This window comes from Bacillus luti, from assembly GCF_009739945.1.
Lineage (GTDB): Bacteria > Bacillota > Bacilli > Bacillales > Bacillaceae_G > Bacillus_A > Bacillus_A luti.
Window position 1 is genome coordinate 4,321,413 of sequence record NZ_CP040336.1, and the last position, 17,702, is coordinate 4,339,114.

The window sequence follows — 17,702 nt, forward strand, 5'->3', positions numbered from 1 at the left end:
ATGTTTATATTTAAAAAAATATAATTATGCTAAAACTAATTGTTCTGCTTGTTTCAGTACTTTCAAACCGTCACACATGCCATAATCTCGTTGCTCTATAATTGCAACCGGTATATCGTATGACTTCGCAAGAAACTGTACCGCTGGAAACAAATACTTCACCTGTGGACCGATTAAAACAACATCAGCATTTTTTATTTCCAGTTTCACAAGTTCTGAATCAACTGCTTTAATTTTATAATCCTTCCCTTGTTTCTTTGCCTCTTCTTGCATTTTTCTTACAACCATACTCGTTGACATGCCTGCTGCACAACATAATAGAATGTACATCTTATACTGTCACTTTCTCTTCTACTCGTTTATGAAGAGTAATAAATTCTTCAGCAAGTTCTTTCACTGTAATTGCATTCATTAAATGATCTTGTGCATGCACTAACAGTAAACTGATTTCTGCATGATTTCCTCTTGCCTCTTCTTGTATTAAATCCGTTTGAATACGATGAGCTGCCGAAATTTCTTCACTAGCAAGTTCCATCTTTTCACTTGCATTCCCAAAATCTCCTTGTCTTGCAAAAGCAATTGCCTCAAGTGCTGCGCTTCTCGCGTTGCCACCATGTAAAATTAACGCAAATGGAGTTTGCATATCAGTCATTTTAAATTCCCCCAAGCTATGTTTTTTCTATATTTTTATCTTATTATGAAAACGCATTCATTTAAACATAAAAAACTTCCGTTATGTAACGGAAGTTTTTATATACTTTTCTTATATAGATAATAATATTTCTTGAAACTCTTCAATTCCGTCAGCCTGAGTTAATTTCTCTATCGTACTCTGACTAGACATAATATCATATAAAAAATCATAAAGTCGTTGTAAATCTTCATTATTATTGCGTTTCACACTAAATAAAATAATCACTTGTACTTTTTTATCTCCCCAATCAACGGCCTTATCAAGTGTACAAAACATCAAAAATGTTTCCTCACTTAATAACTGCATCGGATGAGGAATCGCAACTAAATTCCCAACTGCTGTCGGAGATGTATGTTCTCTCTCCATAACAGAATCATAAAAGTTTGCTGGCACATAGTTTTTCTCAGTAGCTTTCTCACATAAAAACTGGATAACTTCTTCTTTCGTAGAAGCACTATGATTCAAAAATAGCAAATCTTCCTTAATATATTGTTGCACACTGTCATTCACATGTGTAAATAAATACTTACCAATCGATTTTATCTCTTTTTCATCAAATATTGAGTTTACCTTAATAACTGGAACAGGCAAGCCACTTGGAATATGAATCGTACTAATAATACAATCAATTTTATCTCTATACAGGTCTTCTACTTTCAATTGATAATACCCTGTAATCCCTACAATCTCCAGTTTATCGCGAAATTGTGATAAAACTTTATATTTCAATAGCTGCGCACTACCTTGACCGGTCGCACAAACTAATAAACATCTTTTCTTTTTATTCTTTTCCTGCAAACGGCTCATCGCTCCCCCAAAATGAATGGCAATATAACCAATTTCACTTTCCTGGATCGACTCACCCGTATATTCGCTAATTATATCTCCAACGAGAACCGCAATCTCAAAAGCGTACGGATAATTTTTTTTCACTTCTTCTAAAAGTGGGTTTCTCGTATTTAATTTATATTTCAAACGGTTTAATAACGTTTTTAAATGAACACCAAATCCAAATAATAACTCTTCATCGTAATAAAAAATAAGATTCCGTTCTTCCGCTACTTTAAAAAGAATATGCTGCATAAGCGCATATATATCTTTCCCTACTAGTTCTTCTACAGTTTCATAGTGATCTCTCGTTGCAACAGCCGTACTTAATAAATGCATCGTCACATATAAAGCTTCTTCTTCTGGAAAGGAAAGTTTCAACTCTTGCTCTAAATCACCTAAAATTTGTTTCGCAATTGTATATTCTTTCTTTATGATAAGCTCCGATTGTTCCGCATTTAGTGCATTCATATAATGCTGATCCTCACAGCGCTTTAATACAATTGCAATGTGAACGACTAAATTATCAATTTCTATATCTGATAAATATATCGTTCCTCCCTCAATATACTTTAATATAACTGAACGGATGAGTGATCTGTGAGGTAACGATAAATATGTTTCCTCCTCCTCAAATTGCTCATGAAACGGAGTATGCTCATAGCGCAGCAAACCATATTGTGATAAACAAGAACGAATATTAAACTCTTCGCCAACAATACGTATACCATAATACGGTCTCTTTTCAATTTGTAATTGATAGCGACTACAAATATCGGTAACATCTTTCATAATTAAGTTTACAGTTGATTTACTCACATAAATTTCTTCCGCTAGCTGTGAAAGCTTCACATACCCACCTGTCGTTAACACACGCTGCAAAATATAAGTTACTCTCTCTTCATAAGACGTTGGTATTTGTTCCGTTTGTTTTTGAAATACAATCCTGCAAAACTCTTCAAATTTCTTCGCTTGTATAATTTCTAGTTCGTATCCAGTTCCTCTTTGTGATTCAATTTCCGCTCCGTGTTCTCTCAATATATCATTTAATAATTTTATATCCTTTTGAATCGTCTTCGTTGATACGTGTAAACGGCTCGCTAAAAAAGCTCGATTTAACATCGATTTCTCTTCTAAAAACTCCTCTAAAATAGAAATTAATCGCTGATGCACCTTTGTCATAGCTCTTCCTCTCACTCTTTATATATAAAAAGGAAAAAGCTGCTGAAGTCAGTAGTTTTTTCCCTTTATATTTTATCTATTTCTTTAATGTAAATCCGAATTTATCCCATGCATGTAAATAATCTAATAAGAAAATTTCTTCTTCCACAATTCGACCAACTACATTTGTTTTTCCTGTATTCACCATATCTTTTAAAGCAATTTGCAACTCACCTTTATATTGACCATACTGTTCATTATCAATTAAAAGATCACCGCGTTTAATTTCACGCGTATTATGAGGTTTAAACTCTTCCTTTTTATATTTCACACGGCTTTGTGTAGAACGAATCATATATTCAGATACATCCCCACGATAAAAATGTGGTTCGTCTAACACAATGATTCTTTCTAATTCTGTTGTTGTATCATATAATCCTATATCAAATGTTTGTTTTTCTTTATTTAATGCGCCTAGCACTTGTAGCTCTTCTTCTGAAGCATATGCATTCGCAATAATAACATCATCAATTAATTCTGTAGCAAATAGATGCTTCACCTGTGTTGTCATCGGTAATTCACGATGCTGCTCTAACGTACATAATCCTTCTGTTACTGGCCAAGGTCCATATGTTGCATCAAATGATGAAATAAATGCAGCTGTTCTCATGCCGTAATCTTTAAATTGTTTCGAGCATTTAATGAAATGATCGTATGATAATCCTGAATAACGATGCGGATAAAAGTTATGACAACCAATTAAATTTTCACGATTTGGTCTATGGCTCATAATATTATCTACATATTTCGTACCGTTGCTCATATTAATTTCGATTTTTAATCCATACGGGTTGTACGTCATAATTGATTCTTCTAATCCTGAGAAACCAACATCTAAACGAATACCGTACGCACCTAGTTCATGGAAGAACGATAAATCGTTATATGAAATACCAAGTTGTTCAAAAACAGATGGACTAATATCAACTAACACTTGGAACCCTAATGCATTCGCATGAGAAATCGTTTCTTTAAACTCTTCTATAATTTTCTCTTTTTCACCATCTACAGATAATAAACATGTGAATACACGAGTAAATCCATATTTACTTGCTAATGTTAAATACTCCTTATCTTTCCCCACTGTTGAATGTTCTGGATAAATAGAAATACCTAATCGTCTCATATGTACACGCCTCTTTCTTCATCGTTTTGTAAACCTTTTCAAATATATGTAGTGAAAAAGTATACATCCCCTTCTCATTCACTACTTTTTTTGAATCCGCTTTCTTTAAAGAAAAAAATAATTTCTATCATTCATAACAACTACTAGTCTATACATCTATACTTTACATCTTTTTTTCATAGTTGTGTAGCTTTTACACAAATTTGTCAGTTTTTTCGTTTTAAAAATTGTTATCCGTTTTCAAGACACCTTCCTTGACTGTTACGTTGACCAATACATATACTCGAAAGAAAAGAGATAAAGTGAAACTTTAATCAGTGTGGGTTTTACTGCCCGCGAATAGCGGGAAAATTGTTATATAGGGGATGAATATATGGGAGAAGCAATACTCGTAAAACGAGAACCGTTATGGACAAAAGAGTTTGTTGCTTTAATTTTTGCAAACTTATGTATGTTTTTAGGATTTCAAATGTTAATTCCGACTTTACCTGTTTATGTGAAAGAAATTGGTGGCACAAGTTCCAATATCGGATTTGTTGTCGGTATGTTTACCGTGGCAGCACTTTTTGTTAGACCGTTAACTGGAAACGCCTTGCAGAAATTCAATAAAAAAATCATTTTAATGATTGGTACTGCTATTTGTTTACTTGCTATGGGCAGTTACCTTTTCGCCTCAACCGTTTTTCTCTTATTAGCCGTTCGTATTTTACACGGCGCTGGATTTGGTATTACAACGACTACATATGGAACTGTCGTTTCTGATTTAATTCCAGCAGCTCGCCGAGGAGAAGGCATGGGATATTTCGGTCTTTCTGGAACAATTGCAATGGCACTCGGTCCATTAATCGGACTATGGCTTATGCAAACATATAACTTTACCGTTCTTTTTTTATGTGCACTTTTATGCACAATAGCTTCATTAATATTAACGAAACTACTTCAAATAAAAAAAACGAAACAACCACCACAGCAATCATCTGGTACTTTTCTCGATGGATTTATTGAGCGCAAAGCTTTACTTCCTTCATTATTAATATTATGTATTACATTAATGTACGGAGGTATCGGGAGCTTTATTACATTATTTGCTACGGAAGTCGGCATTGCTGATATAAGCCTCTTCTTCTTATTTAATGCACTGGCAATCGCTGTCACTCGTCCGTTTTCTGGAAAATTATATGATGCGAAAGGTCATGCATTCGTTATTATTCCAGGAGTTATTATTACGTTTACAGGTATTATTCTATTGTCGTATACAACTACAATTCCGAGTTTAATTATAGCAGCGGCATGTTATGGAAGTGGCTTTGGGGCGATTCAACCAGCGCTACAAGCATGGATGATTGACCGCGTAGCACCACACCGACGAGGAGTCGCAACCGCTACATTCTTCTCAGCATTTGACCTTGGAATTGGCGCTGGAGCAATTATTTTTGGATTCATTGCACATTTTACAAACTATGCAACTGTATATCGTTACTCCTCTCTGTTACTTATTGCTTTCCTGTTTATTTACATTACAAGTGTAAGAAAACAAAGGCACGGAGATAAAAACACAGAAAAAGCTGCTGGATAATTCAGTGGCTTTTTTCATTCCACAATAACCTAATACGAATCAATACACGTTAAAAATTAACCATTTTCCGATGGTATAAAACTACATTCATTTTCCTACATATTTTTTTAACTTTCATCAAAAAATATACGATGAACTCGCAGACGCTTTCCTTGATACCCAAATGAAAAACACTATTCTAAATAGTGTGATTTCTTTACAAAAATACGATTTCCTAAAGACAAAAACCAATAAAATACAGCTGTTTCTTTAAAGAATTGTAAACTTTTCATCTCTTTGTAAATTTAGTGTAAATTTTACTAACAAACCGTTTACAGTGACTCAAGGTTCAGTTAATAATTACATCGTACATGAAATTTAAGGAGTGGAATGCGTGGAATACAATGTTCAAGATATGATCTTCCAGTTCATTGGTGGATTAGGTATTTTCTTATTCGGGATTAAATACATGGGCGATGGACTGCAACAAGCAGCTGGAGATCGTCTTCGCGATATTTTAGATCGCTTTACAACAAACCCACTGATGGGTGTACTAGCAGGTATGTTAGTTACAGTATTAATCCAATCAAGTTCAGGAACAACCGCTTTAACAGTCGGACTTGTAAGTGCCGGATTTATGACATTAAGACAAGCAATCGGTGTTATTATGGGTGCGAACATCGGAACGACAGTTACTGCCTTTATTATCGGAATTAAAATCGGAGAATACGCTCTCCCAGTTATGGCAGTTGGAGCGATTTTACTATTCTTCTTTAAAAATAAAAAAGTACATTCTGTAGGTCAAGTTGTATTCGGTTTTGGTATGTTATTCTTCGGTTTAGAATTAATGAGCGCAGGTATGAAACCTCTTCGTTCTTTAGAGTCATTCCAAGAGTTAATGGTTAGCATGAGTGACAATCCAATTTTAGGAATTATTGTTGGTACAGTGTTCACTTTAATTGTACAAAGCTCAAGCGCAACAATCGGTATTTTACAAGAACTATTCGGTCAAGGTGCTATTGATTTACAAGCTTCTCTTCCTGTATTGTTCGGTGATAATATCGGTACAACAATTACAGCAGTATTAGCAGCAATCGGTACTTCTATCGCCGCAAGACGTGCAGCATTAGTTCACGTTATCTTTAATATTATCGGTACCATTATCTTTACAATTTTATTAGTACCATTTACAAGTTTAATCCAATATTTCCAAACGTCATTAAACTTAAATCCAGAAATGACAATTGCATTTGCACATGGAACATTTAACGTAACAAATACAATTATTCAGTTCCCATTTATTGCAGTATTAGCATGGATCGTAACAAAAATCATTCGTGGTGAAGATTCATCTATTAACTTCAAACCGCAACATTTAAATCCAATCTTTATTGAGCAATCTCCAGCTATTGCTTTAACTGAAGCTCAAAAAGAAGTTGTGCGTATGGCTGAATTTTCATTACACGGCTTAAAAGAAGCGAATCAATATTTAAATACACAAGATAAAAAGCATGAAAACATGGCTACTCAATTAGAAGGAGCTATTAACAATTTAGATAAAAAGATTACCGAGTATTTAGTTTTACTATCAGAAAAGCCGCTTTCACCTTCAGATTCTGAAAAACATTCCGTTTTAGCTGGTGTTGTTGGAGATATTGAGCGTGTCGGTGATCATGTAGAAAACCTAGTAGAACTTGTAGATTTCCAAATTTCAAACCGCGTTTCACTATCAGATGAAGCACTAGCTGAACTAAATGAAATGCTTGAATTAACGATTTCAACATTACAAGACGCAGTTGATGCTTTAACAAACTTCGATACTGAACTAGCTCAAACTGTTATTGCAAAAGAACGTAAAATCGACCAAATGGAACGTGTTCTTCGTAAACGTCACGTGTTACGTCTGAACGAACGTAGTTGTTCAGGTGATGCAAGTATCATCTTCGTTGATATGGTAAGTAATTTAGAGCGTATCGGTGATCACGCTGTAAATATCGCTGACGGTGTTTTAGGCGAACAAGGAAAAATCAATTTAAAACAATCATTATAATAATGAAGAAAAGAGACGCTACATTACGCGTCTCTTTTTTTATTTCATTTTTACAACTGTTCTTCCTTTTAACTTCCCTTGCAATATAAGTGCAAATTTCCCATCCAACTCTTCTAATGTACATTCTTTTGTATAAGACGCTAACTTTAAATTTTTCCACTCCGTCGCTAATAGCGCCCATACTTCTCTTCTCACATCCACTGGACATTGAACAGAATCTATTCCTAAAAGGCTAACTCCTCGTAATATGAATGGATATACCGTTGTATGTAACTCCTGCCCTGCCACATTTCCACATGTCGTTACACAACCGTCATATCGCACCAGTTTCAACGCTGTTTCAAGCATCTTTCCGCCTACAGTATCAATAACTCCAGCGTATATCCCTTTAAGCATCGGTCTTCCTGATTCATCATTCAATTCCGCACGATGAATCACCTTTTTCGCTCCTAGACGCAGTAGCATCTCTTCTTCTTCCATTTTCCCTGTTGCTCCTACTACGTTAAACCCTAACTTACTCAAAATACTAACAGCTACGCTACCTACGCCGCCTGTAGCACCCGTTACTAAAACATCTCCCGTACTAGGCTTTATTCCTGCTCCAATAAGCTTATATACCGATAAAGCAGCTGTAAAGCCTGCGGTCCCATACATCATACTTTCCTTTAACGACATTCCTTCTCGTAAAGGTATAATCCAAGATGACGGTACGCGAATATATTCACCAAAACCACCAGAAGTATTCATACCTAAATCAAACCCCGTTACAATAACTTGATCTCCTACCTTAAAGGAGCCATCTTCACTACTCACAACTTCTCCTGCGGCATCGATTCCTGGCGTATGAGGATATGTTCTCGTAACACCTTTATTTCCAGTAGCTGAAAGGGCATCTTTATAATTTAAGGAAGAATAATGAACCCGTATTAGCACATCTCCTTCTGGTAAACTACTTACTTCTCTCTCAACAACTTTTCTTTCAAACTGATGATTTTCCGTTTCGTTCACAACGATTGCCCGAAATGATGTATGATTCATTATGCTCTTTCTCCTTTATCCGTAAAATTCTTCTTTATTATATAGAAAATATACGTACGGCTACTCACTTCTTCTTGGATATATTTCAACAAATCTTACTTCTCTATCACTTTCTCATATTACATATTTTCATTTCCACTAAAACAACTTATACTTATCCTACATCTCGAAAAGAAAATATAAAAAATCTGACTTTTTATAAATATATTGAATTTTTACGAAATGTAAATGATTTGTAATGTTTTTTTTCGTCAAATTTCATTATAATAAGTGGATATGAGTGTCGTATTTCAATCCAAATGAAGGAGTACAGGAAATGGAGCAAAACCCATCTTTGCAAGAAAATACACGCAGTAAACCGAAAAAAAGTAAGAAAAAAACAAAAATTATTATAAGCGTTATTCTATTCTTTTTAATAGTAGGTGGCGGTTATACTTGGTTTTTAGTAAATAAAGCATCCTCTGCTGTTCGAAATGCCGCACACGATTTAGCGCGCGGTGATAAATCTAATTTACGTGACAAAGCTGTAAAACCTATTACGAACAATGTCTCTGTCTTAATAATGGGTGTTGATGAAAGCGATGTCCGAGGAAAAGAATATGGTGAGGCTATAAGAACAGATGCGTTATTACTTGCAACGTTTAATAAAGATAGCAAAACTGTAAAGTTATTAAGTATTCCACGAGACACATATACTTATATTCCAGTTGAAAAGAAGAAAGATAAAATAACACACGCTCATGCATACGGTTCTACTAAAAACGGAAAAGATGGTGGACCACAAGCAAGTATTGATGCAGTTGAAAAGTTACTAAATGTTCCTGTTGATTATTTTGTAAAGTTTAACTTCAAATCATTTATGAAAATTGTCGATGATTTAGGCGGCATTGAAGTAGATGTGCCAGTTGAATTTACTGAACAAGATAGTAATGATAATGCTGATGCAATTCACCTGAAAAAAGGTGTTCAAAAATTAAATAGTGAAGAGGCTCTAGCTCTGGCTAGGACAAGACATATCGATAGTGATGCAATGCGTGGACAACGTCAACAACTCGTTATTGAAGCAATTTTAAAGAAACTAACAAGTGTTGGATCTGTCACAAAAGTTGGTAACATCATTGATGATATTGACGGACAATTCGTTACGAACTTAACATTCGATGATATGCTTTCATTCTATAAGTACGGATCGGATTCAGAAATTGAGAAATTACAAATTCAAGGTGAAGACTGTTACATGGCAAAAGGTGATGATACATGTAGCCAATCTGCCGGTGGTGGCCGAACATATTACTACAGTCCAGATAAAAAAGAATTAGCAAATGTGACAAACGAACTTCGTACTCACCTTGGACTACCTGCCTATACAAAAACTGACTCTGATTCGAAAAAAACAAGCTCAGAGAAAACAAAAGAATCTAAGTCCGAAAATTCGAGTGAACGCAAATCAAGTAGCAATGAAGTAGAAAATAATAATAGTAGTAATAGTGAAGATACAGAAACATCGTCTAATGATAATGAATAAAAAGAAGCAAGGCTCTATGGAGGTAGAGCCTTGCTTTTTTATTCATCCAAAATTAAAAATCAGAACTTTCTAACTATCTTTTTTAATATTTTTAAATTATAATAAATAATAGCAATCTATTCCAATTACCAGGGGGCACATACATATGAAAGCTGCAGTAAAACATAACATTTCAGATTTTAAAGACTACTTAAAATCAAATGATATATTCATGGAAGAAAATATAGATGAAAATGATGGTTCTGTACATTTTGCAGTAGGATTAGAAACAGAAGCTGGCGCAAAAATTCAACTTATCGCTGCTTTTGACAGCGAAAACCCTACTGTGGACATATACTGCTTTAATGTCGCTCAAGTACCTGATGCAACATCAACAAATGACATTTTACATGTCATCAATGAATTAAACACATCTTATCGATTCGCAAAATTCACACTAAATAAGCAAAATGCAATTGATATTTCAACATCTCTTGCATTCTCAGAACCAAACTTTAATCCGGCACTTGTCTTTGAACACACGAGAATGCTATATAAGTTAGCAAACGACGAATATAAAAAACTAATGAAAGTTATTTGGGCATAAAGTGAAACTTTAATCAGTGAGAGTTTTACTGCTCGTAAATAGTGAAATAAACAAAAGGATGGTCTGCAAGCAGCACCATCCTTTTATTTCGATATCATATCCATCCACATCTTAACAGCAGTTCCTACAATTAATATCGATAACATATATTGCAGTACTTTTTGATTCATCCTCTTCCCGACTCTTGCCCCAAGCGGCGCAGCAAAGATGCTAGCAATCGCAATAATAAGAGCTGGAATCACCACTACTTGTCCCGTCACTACTTTCCCTGTCGTAATTCCTATTGAAGAAATAAATGTGACCGCAATTGATGTTGCAATCGTCATCCGTATCGGTAACTTTAAAATGACTAGCATAATTGGAACTAATAAGAACGAACCTCCAGCTCCTATAATGCCTGATGCTCCGCCTACAATAAACGCTAACAAGCTTGCTAACCATTTATTATATTTCACTACTCCGCTGTTATTTTTTTTCGGTATAAACATCATAACAGCTGCAATCGTAGCTAACAGTGTATACACAACATTGACTGTATGTTCCTCTAATACATTAGCACCGAAACTCCCTATGAAACTTCCTATTAGTATGCTAGCCCCCATGTACACAACTAACGTTTTATCCATATCTTTATTCTTTCGATATGCCCATGCGCCTGCAAAAGTTGCAAAGAATACTTGTACTGCTGTAATACCGCTCACTTCATGTGACGTATATCCAGTAAATCCTAGCAGTACCGGAATGTATAAGATCATCGGATAATTAATAATCGCACCGCCAATTCCAACCATTCCTGATATAAACGATCCTATAAACCCAATTATAAAAAGTAATACGACTAAACTCACCTTATATCCCCCGCCTTCTTAAAAGAAGGTGATTTAAATGAATAAGTTCACATTCCCATCCGAAGCATCTGCTAAATAAGCCCCTACTCCTGCAAACTCTACCCCTTCCATAATCTCTTCCTCTTTTAACCCTAATAAATCTACTGTCATTTGACAAGCTACAAGTTTAATCCCCTGTTCTTTCGCCAAATCTATTAAATCTGGTAAAGGCATCGCATTATGTTTTTTCATAATACCTTTAATCATCTTTGGTCCCATACCTGCAAAATTCATTTTCGATAATCCCATCTTATCAGCACCGCGTGGCATCATTTTTCCAAATACTTTTTCGATGAAAGTTTTCTTTACCTTCACATGTTCATCTTTCCTTAAAGCATTTAATCCCCAAAAAGTATGAAAAATAGTCACCTCTTGATCATACGCAGCTGCACCATTTGCAATAATATAAGCAGCCATCGCTTTATCATAATCTCCGCTAAATAAAACGATTGTTGTTTTCTTCTGTTCCATGTTTTTTCTCCTCCGAATTACCTATAGGGGTATTTGAAAATTTACAAAAAATCGTTTCGTCCTATTTTACTTTCCCTTCCCAAGCTAACATACCACCTACCATATTGATCACTTGAAAACCGTAACTTTCTAAAAACTGAACGGCTCTTGCACTTCTTCCGCCAGAGCGACAAACGATAATATATTCTTTCTTTTTATCCAACTCATGCATACGAAATTCTAACAGTCCTAGTGGAATGTTACACGCTTCTGGAATTTTCCCTTCAGCTACTTCTTCTACTTCACGTACGTCTACGATATTTACTGCTTCTTTACGTAACAATTTTCCTTCTAATTCTTTTGCTGTCATTTCTTTCATTTTACATTTCCTCCTCACAAACCATTCATCCCGCCCGACACATTTGTAATATGTTGGAATCCTAATTTTTTTAGCATTTTCGCTGCCTGTTTACTTCTCATTCCACTTTGACAAAGAACAATAACTTCTTTATGTTTATCTAATTGTTGCGCCTTATTAGCTAGTTCATTTAATGGGATATTCCGAAATCCTTTAATATTGTTCCCTCTATATTCACCAGCTGTCCGCACATCAATAAATTGTTTATTATTTTGTCCCATCATACGTTTTAATTCTTTTCCTGAAATATTTTTTACTCCTCTAGCTGGTAAGAATCGAGAAATAATAAACCACGATACAAGTACAATTAAGATTACATTCAATATTGTCTTCACATCCATAAGGCTATTCAAACTCCTTCTATACTTTTTTCCTATCCAAATATATACTATAACTTTGAATATGGAACCCTTTCTTTCTTAAAAAGCGGATACTTAAATTCCGATCCACTTTATTATGAACAATAAGATGCAAAGGCTTATTTGGGATTTCATGATAATACCGTTTTAAATACGCATATGGTATACACATAATTCTAGAAGTGTTATCACTGTGACTCTCTGTATAATTTCGTACATCTACAATAACACTTTCAATTTTCCTTACTTGTTCTAACGAAATATATGCAACATTTAAAACTGGAATGTAACGTTTTACTAAACTTCCCAGTACCAATACTATTAGGGGTATAATTATATAAAACATATATGATTATCCTCTTTACTTTCAATAATAAGCAGATGATGTAATCCTCCGCTTATTATTGAAATGCTATGCTTTCTTGATCCAGAACTTTAATTCACCATCTTCTTCCGTGTGTTTTAACACTTCATGACCGCCTGTTTGTGACCATGCTGGAATATCTTTAACCGCACCTTTATCTGTTATGTGTACTTCTAACACTTCTCCTGATTGTAATACTTCCATTGCCTTCTTTGTTTTTACAATTGGCATTGGACACGCTAATCCTTTTACATCTAATACTTGCTTTACATTCATCTCATATACCTCCTGTTTTTATAATTAAGCCTTCTTAATCCAGAACTTTAATTCGCCTTTTACTTCTGTATGCTTTAACACTTCATGACCACCTGTTTGTGACCATGCGGGAATATCTTTAATCGCACCTTTATCTGTTGCGTGTACTTCTAACACTTCTCCTGATTGTAATGCTTCCATCGCCTTCTTTGTTTTTACAATTGGCATTGGACACGCTAATCCTTTTACATCTAATACTTGCTTGGTATTCATTTCATATACCTCCTGTTTTTATTTCATTTGAAACCGAATTAATTATGAACAGCACAACGGTTTGGACCAATCTCCATTTCACGCTCTTCGTCTTGATTTGGGTTTAATTGCCCCATATTTGTTTGACGAATTTCTTGATATGCATTCGGTTGAGGTGGTAAATTCTCTGTTACAACTTTACGGAACTCTACCTCATCCTCAATATTTAATCCTGCATTATGCTCAAATAAATCTTTTAATTTTGCACTAACAATACCACTTTCGTCCATTTCACTTATTTTTGAATAATGAGCCGGTAATACAATTAAACTTTGAGATAGTTCTTTATATCGGCTATACAAAGTATTACGTAAATCACTTACCCAATCTTCAGCTTTCCCAGCAAGGTCCGGACGCCCGATTGAATCTACAAATAAAATATCGCCTGATAATAAATAGGAATCATCTACAATAAATGATGTACTTCCAATCGTATGCCCCGGTGAGTATAATGCGTCAATCTCAATTTTAGTACCCCCCACCGTAATAACAGATCCTTCAACAAGCGGTTCGTATGAGAAAACAACTTCCTCCGCATCTTTTGGCGGTAGCCAATACGTACCACCTACTTTTTCCGCTAACTTACGTCCTCCAGAAATATGGTCTGCATGTAAATGTGTATCCATTACATTCGTAATGGTAACGCCATGCTCTTTCGCAAACTCCTCATATGCTTCAATCGTTCTTACCGCATCAATAACTGCAGCTTCACCGTTTGAAACGACCATATAAGATAAACAACCTTTTCCAAGGCGGTTAAACTGATACATACTTCCGCCATTTTTTAAATCTCCAACTTTTATAGGCTTTACATATTCACTCCAAGCCCTCATACCACCAGCTAAATAATAAATATTTTCTAATCCAGCTTCTGTTAACTCCTCTGCTACAAATATAGAAGACCCTTCTTTTGCACATACTACTAAAACATCTTTATCTTTAGGTAATTCACTTACAATATGATCTACACCCTCTAATAAATCAAAGTACGGCACATTCATTGAAGCAATTTCTTTCCCTTCAATTTTCCAATTTTCATAATCCGTCTCATTACGAACATCTAAAATAAACAACTCTCCGAATAAAACTTTCTCTGCAACTTCTTTCGCTTGTAACGGTTTAACACTCATTCCATTACCCCCATAGGTATATTTTAATTTAAAAAATTTTATTTTTTCACATTCCCTTGCCACTCTAACATACCTGGAATGACATTTTTCACATTTGCATAACCTTTCTCTTTCAACATGTGGCAAGCTACATCACTGCGGTTACCAGTTCGGCAAACAACATAAATTTGCTTCGTCTGATCTAAAGCTGCACTGTCTAACTCTCCTAACGGCACCGAAATGGCCGATGGAATATGACCAAAAGCGAATTCCGCTGCTTCTCGAACATCTAATACAATACACTCTTCATCACTTAATAATATCTCTTCCAACTCCGTATTCGTAATTGTATGAGGATACTTTGCTACTTCATTCACTTCATGCTCATGTGCTTTCCTAACGTAATGCATCAAAATATCGCCCTCTTGTTTCGTCCCGATATATTGATGCCCTACTTTATTTGCCCAGCTTTGTATATCTACTGTAGACCCTTTATCTGTTGCCTCAATTTCAATCACTTGTCCTGACGACAATCCTTCTATCGCCTTCTTCGTTTTCACAATCGGCATCGGACAAGCCAACCCTTTACAATCTAAACTCATATCCACTTTTATACTCATAGTCGATTCCTCCATAATTCATATACATATACCTGTAGGGGTATATTAAAATGTTTTTGAAAATCTGTCAACACTTATGTTTGACAGATTATCGGCTTTTGACAAGTAGTTGAACAGCTTCTTTAATTAACTCTTCATTTGAACCATTACCACTTTCAAACTGTTCACGCAAACATTGCTCTAAATTCGTTCCAACAACAAGTCCAATTGTACGATCAAGTGCAGAACGAGATGCCGTTAACTGTGTAATAACCTCTCGGCAATCTTTTCCTTCTTCCATCATACGAAGCACACCACGAACTTGCCCTTCAATACGTTTTAATCTATTTTTCATGTCTTGATTATATTCCATTGTATAATCACCTCATTACCATTATGTCACCATTTATAACTTATGACAATATATTATACCCTATAGGGTATTTTGTAAACCCCTATTTTTAATTTTCACCTTATATATTCGCAAAACATAAAGTGAAACCTTAATCTATAGGCTTTCATCTTCCACCAAATTTTGAAGTGGAAGATGAAAAAATATCAATATACAATACGGTCTGGTAATACTGTACCGTACAATTTAAAACCACCATCTACATTCTTTACCTTATATCCTTTTTCCATTAACATGCGTGCTGCAACGTATCCTCTCATGCCGAGTTGACAAGTAATATATATTTCTTTACCCACTGGCACTTCATCCAAACGATTACGTAATTCATCTAACGGAATATTAATAGAACCTTTAATCATTCCCTGTTTTAGTTCATTAGGCTCTCGAACATCAATAAGATATCCACCATTTGCAACAATATGATCTATTTCATGCCATTGTACCGTTTCCACAAAACCATCTACTATATTACTTGCGGCATACCCCACCATGTTTACTGGATCTTTCGCAGAAGAATATGGCGGTGCGTATGATAATTCTAAATCTGGCAAATCAATTACAGTTAAATTTGCTTTTATTGCCGTTGCAATAACATCGATACGCTTATCAACACCGTCACGTCCTAACGCCTGTGCCCCGTAAATTTTTCCGCTTTCTTTATTAAAAATTAATTTTATTAGCACTGGCGTAGCATTCGGATAGTATCCCGCATGCGAATTTGCCTGTACATGTACTACCTCATAGGGTATATTTAATCGTTTTAATATTTTCTCATTTACTCCCGTCGAAGCAACTGTTAAATCAAAAACTTTAGCTACAGAAGTTCCCATCGTACCTTTATATAAAGAATCAGTATGACCATGAATAATATCTGCTAACATACGACCTTGACGATTAGCTGGCCACGCTAAAGGAATCATCGTTTCTGTTTCTGTAACAAAATCTTTCACTTCAATCGCATCACCAATTGCATATATATGTGGATCCGATGTTTGAAATTTTTCATTTACTTTTATCGTTCCTCTAACTCCTAAAGCTAACCCTGCATCTTTCGCTAAACTACTCTCTGGTTGTACACCAATTGCTAAAATAATCATATCTGTCTCTATAATTGAACCACTTTTTAAACGTACAACAGTCCCGCTCTCTTCTAATGCATCTACACCATCTTCAAAAACAAGCTCAACATTGTGATTTTTCATATGCTCATGCACATATGCTGCCATTTCATAATCGATTGGTGGCATCACTTGATTTGCCATCTCTACGAGAGTAACATCAATTCCACGTTCTCTTAAATTTTCAACCATTTCCACTCCAATAAATCCGCCACCAATAACCGTCGCATGACGTGGTTTCTTCTCATCAATATACGCTTTAATACGATCTGTATCAGGTACATTCCGTAACGTAAACAACACCTTTGCTTCTTCAATACCTGGAATAGGTGGAACAATTGGTTTCGCCCCTGGTGAAAGAATTAAAATATCATATTCCTCGTTATATGTTTCATTTGTCGTTACATTCTTTATAGTAATTATTTTCTCTTCTTTATTAATCTTTACTACCTCACTCAATACACGTATATCTAAATTAAAACGCTTCGACATTCTTTCAACAGTTTGTACTAATAATTTTTGTCTTTCTGTAATGACACCGCCAATATAGTATGGTAATCCACAATTTGCAAATGAAATATATTCACCGCGCTCAACCATAATAATTTCATCTTCTTCACTTAAACGACGAAGCCTTGCAGCTACTGATGCGCCGCCGGCAACTCCGCCTACTACAACTATTTTTCTAGACATATTTCAAACCTCCGTGTTATTTATTTTCTCAATGTATCAAAAACGAAAACTCATACCCGTATGGGTATATAATAAAATATACAAAAAGCATTTTCAATATATA

Annotated in this window: 20 protein-coding genes; 4 read left to right on the forward strand and 16 right to left on the reverse strand. The window is 35.1% G+C overall.

Annotated elements, in window-relative coordinates; all coding sequences use genetic code 11:
- Window positions 1–24: 24 nt before the first annotated feature.
- The 4 genes from EUC40_RS21880 to EUC40_RS21895 all read right to left on the reverse strand — a co-directional run bounded on the left by EUC40_RS21880 (window position 25) and on the right by EUC40_RS21895 (window position 3,869).
- Entirely contained in the window at window positions 25–330 is a 306-nt protein-coding gene (locus EUC40_RS21880; RefSeq protein WP_000275638.1) for a PTS sugar transporter subunit IIB, read from the reverse strand.
- Window position 331: 1 nt separating this feature from the next.
- Window positions 332–652 (reverse strand): PTS lactose/cellobiose transporter subunit IIA, encoded by a 321-nt coding sequence (locus EUC40_RS21885; protein WP_071711574.1) that lies wholly within the window; start codon window positions 650–652, stop codon window positions 332–334.
- Between the two features lie 111 nt (window positions 653–763).
- On the reverse strand, window positions 764–2,704 hold the full coding sequence (locus tag EUC40_RS21890; RefSeq protein ID WP_156576594.1) for a BglG family transcription antiterminator: 1,941 nt from the start codon (window positions 2,702–2,704) through the stop codon (window positions 764–766).
- Window positions 2,705–2,780: 76 nt separating this feature from the next.
- Window positions 2,781–3,869 (reverse strand): DUF871 domain-containing protein, encoded by a 1,089-nt coding sequence (locus EUC40_RS21895; RefSeq protein ID WP_156576595.1) that lies wholly within the window; start codon window positions 3,867–3,869, stop codon window positions 2,781–2,783.
- Window positions 3,870–4,242: 373 nt separating this feature from the next.
- On the opposite strand from EUC40_RS21895, the gene EUC40_RS21900 reads away from it, so the two are divergent.
- Both EUC40_RS21900 and EUC40_RS21905 read left to right on the forward strand, forming a co-directional pair.
- Window positions 4,243–5,445 carry an MFS transporter gene (locus EUC40_RS21900; protein WP_156576596.1) on the forward strand — a complete coding sequence of 401 codons (1,203 nt, stop codon included), beginning with the start codon at window positions 4,243–4,245 and terminating at the stop codon, window positions 5,443–5,445.
- A 373-nt stretch (window positions 5,446–5,818) separates the two neighbouring features.
- A complete protein-coding gene (locus EUC40_RS21905; RefSeq protein ID WP_156576597.1) occupies window positions 5,819–7,474 on the forward strand; it encodes a Na/Pi cotransporter family protein in 1,656 nt (551 codons plus the stop codon).
- Window positions 7,475–7,513: 39 nt separating this feature from the next.
- Here the strand turns inward: EUC40_RS21905 and EUC40_RS21910 are convergent, their stop codons facing one another.
- Window positions 7,514–8,512 (reverse strand): YhdH/YhfP family quinone oxidoreductase, encoded by a 999-nt coding sequence (locus EUC40_RS21910; RefSeq protein ID WP_156576598.1) that lies wholly within the window; start codon window positions 8,510–8,512, stop codon window positions 7,514–7,516.
- 316 nt (window positions 8,513–8,828) lie between these two features.
- On the opposite strand from EUC40_RS21910, the gene EUC40_RS21915 reads away from it, so the two are divergent.
- Window positions 8,829–10,037: an LCP family protein gene (locus tag EUC40_RS21915; RefSeq protein WP_156576599.1), complete on the forward strand. Its 1,209-nt coding sequence runs from the start codon at window positions 8,829–8,831 to the stop codon at window positions 10,035–10,037.
- Window positions 10,038–10,182: 145 nt separating this feature from the next.
- Complete coding sequence (locus EUC40_RS21920; protein WP_071711566.1) at window positions 10,183–10,623, forward strand: hypothetical protein; 441 nt, start codon at window positions 10,183–10,185, stop codon at window positions 10,621–10,623.
- An 83-nt stretch (window positions 10,624–10,706) separates the two neighbouring features.
- Here the strand turns inward: EUC40_RS21920 and EUC40_RS21925 are convergent, their stop codons facing one another.
- The 11 genes from EUC40_RS21925 to cdr all read right to left on the reverse strand — a co-directional run bounded on the left by EUC40_RS21925 (window position 10,707) and on the right by cdr (window position 17,599).
- Window positions 10,707–11,471 (reverse strand): sulfite exporter TauE/SafE family protein, encoded by a 765-nt coding sequence (locus tag EUC40_RS21925; protein WP_156576600.1) that lies wholly within the window; start codon window positions 11,469–11,471, stop codon window positions 10,707–10,709.
- Window positions 11,472–11,504: 33 nt separating this feature from the next.
- Window positions 11,505–11,981: a DsrE/DsrF/DrsH-like family protein gene (locus EUC40_RS21930; RefSeq protein WP_000435815.1), complete on the reverse strand. Its 477-nt coding sequence runs from the start codon at window positions 11,979–11,981 to the stop codon at window positions 11,505–11,507.
- A gap of 61 nt (window positions 11,982–12,042) precedes the next feature.
- Complete coding sequence (locus EUC40_RS21935) at window positions 12,043–12,339, reverse strand: rhodanese-like domain-containing protein (RefSeq protein WP_071711564.1); 297 nt, start codon at window positions 12,337–12,339, stop codon at window positions 12,043–12,045.
- 14 nt (window positions 12,340–12,353) lie between these two features.
- Window positions 12,354–12,719, reverse strand: coding sequence for a rhodanese-like domain-containing protein (locus EUC40_RS21940; RefSeq protein ID WP_071711563.1), 366 nt, complete (start codon window positions 12,717–12,719; stop codon window positions 12,354–12,356).
- A gap of 19 nt (window positions 12,720–12,738) precedes the next feature.
- Window positions 12,739–13,083 (reverse strand): sulfurtransferase, encoded by a 345-nt coding sequence (locus EUC40_RS27070; protein WP_071711562.1) that lies wholly within the window; start codon window positions 13,081–13,083, stop codon window positions 12,739–12,741.
- A 66-nt stretch (window positions 13,084–13,149) separates the two neighbouring features.
- The gene (locus EUC40_RS21945) at window positions 13,150–13,377 is read right to left on the reverse strand and encodes a sulfurtransferase TusA family protein (RefSeq protein WP_071711561.1); all 228 of its coding nucleotides are present in this window, start codon (window positions 13,375–13,377) and stop codon (window positions 13,150–13,152) included.
- 24 nt (window positions 13,378–13,401) lie between these two features.
- The gene (locus EUC40_RS21950; RefSeq protein ID WP_156576601.1) at window positions 13,402–13,629 is read right to left on the reverse strand and encodes a sulfurtransferase TusA family protein; all 228 of its coding nucleotides are present in this window, start codon (window positions 13,627–13,629) and stop codon (window positions 13,402–13,404) included.
- Between the two features lie 38 nt (window positions 13,630–13,667).
- Window positions 13,668–14,798 (reverse strand): MBL fold metallo-hydrolase, encoded by a 1,131-nt coding sequence (locus EUC40_RS21955; protein ID WP_156576602.1) that lies wholly within the window; start codon window positions 14,796–14,798, stop codon window positions 13,668–13,670.
- 38 nt (window positions 14,799–14,836) lie between these two features.
- Window positions 14,837–15,397, reverse strand: coding sequence for a sulfurtransferase TusA family protein (locus tag EUC40_RS21960; RefSeq protein ID WP_071711558.1), 561 nt, complete (start codon window positions 15,395–15,397; stop codon window positions 14,837–14,839).
- An 88-nt stretch (window positions 15,398–15,485) separates the two neighbouring features.
- Window positions 15,486–15,749 carry a metal-sensitive transcriptional regulator gene (locus tag EUC40_RS21965; RefSeq protein ID WP_000456206.1) on the reverse strand — a complete coding sequence of 88 codons (264 nt, stop codon included), beginning with the start codon at window positions 15,747–15,749 and terminating at the stop codon, window positions 15,486–15,488.
- A gap of 185 nt (window positions 15,750–15,934) precedes the next feature.
- Window positions 15,935–17,599 carry a CoA-disulfide reductase gene (gene cdr / locus EUC40_RS21970; protein WP_156576603.1) on the reverse strand — a complete coding sequence of 555 codons (1,665 nt, stop codon included), beginning with the start codon at window positions 17,597–17,599 and terminating at the stop codon, window positions 15,935–15,937.
- Between the last annotated feature and the right edge of the window lie 103 nt (window positions 17,600–17,702).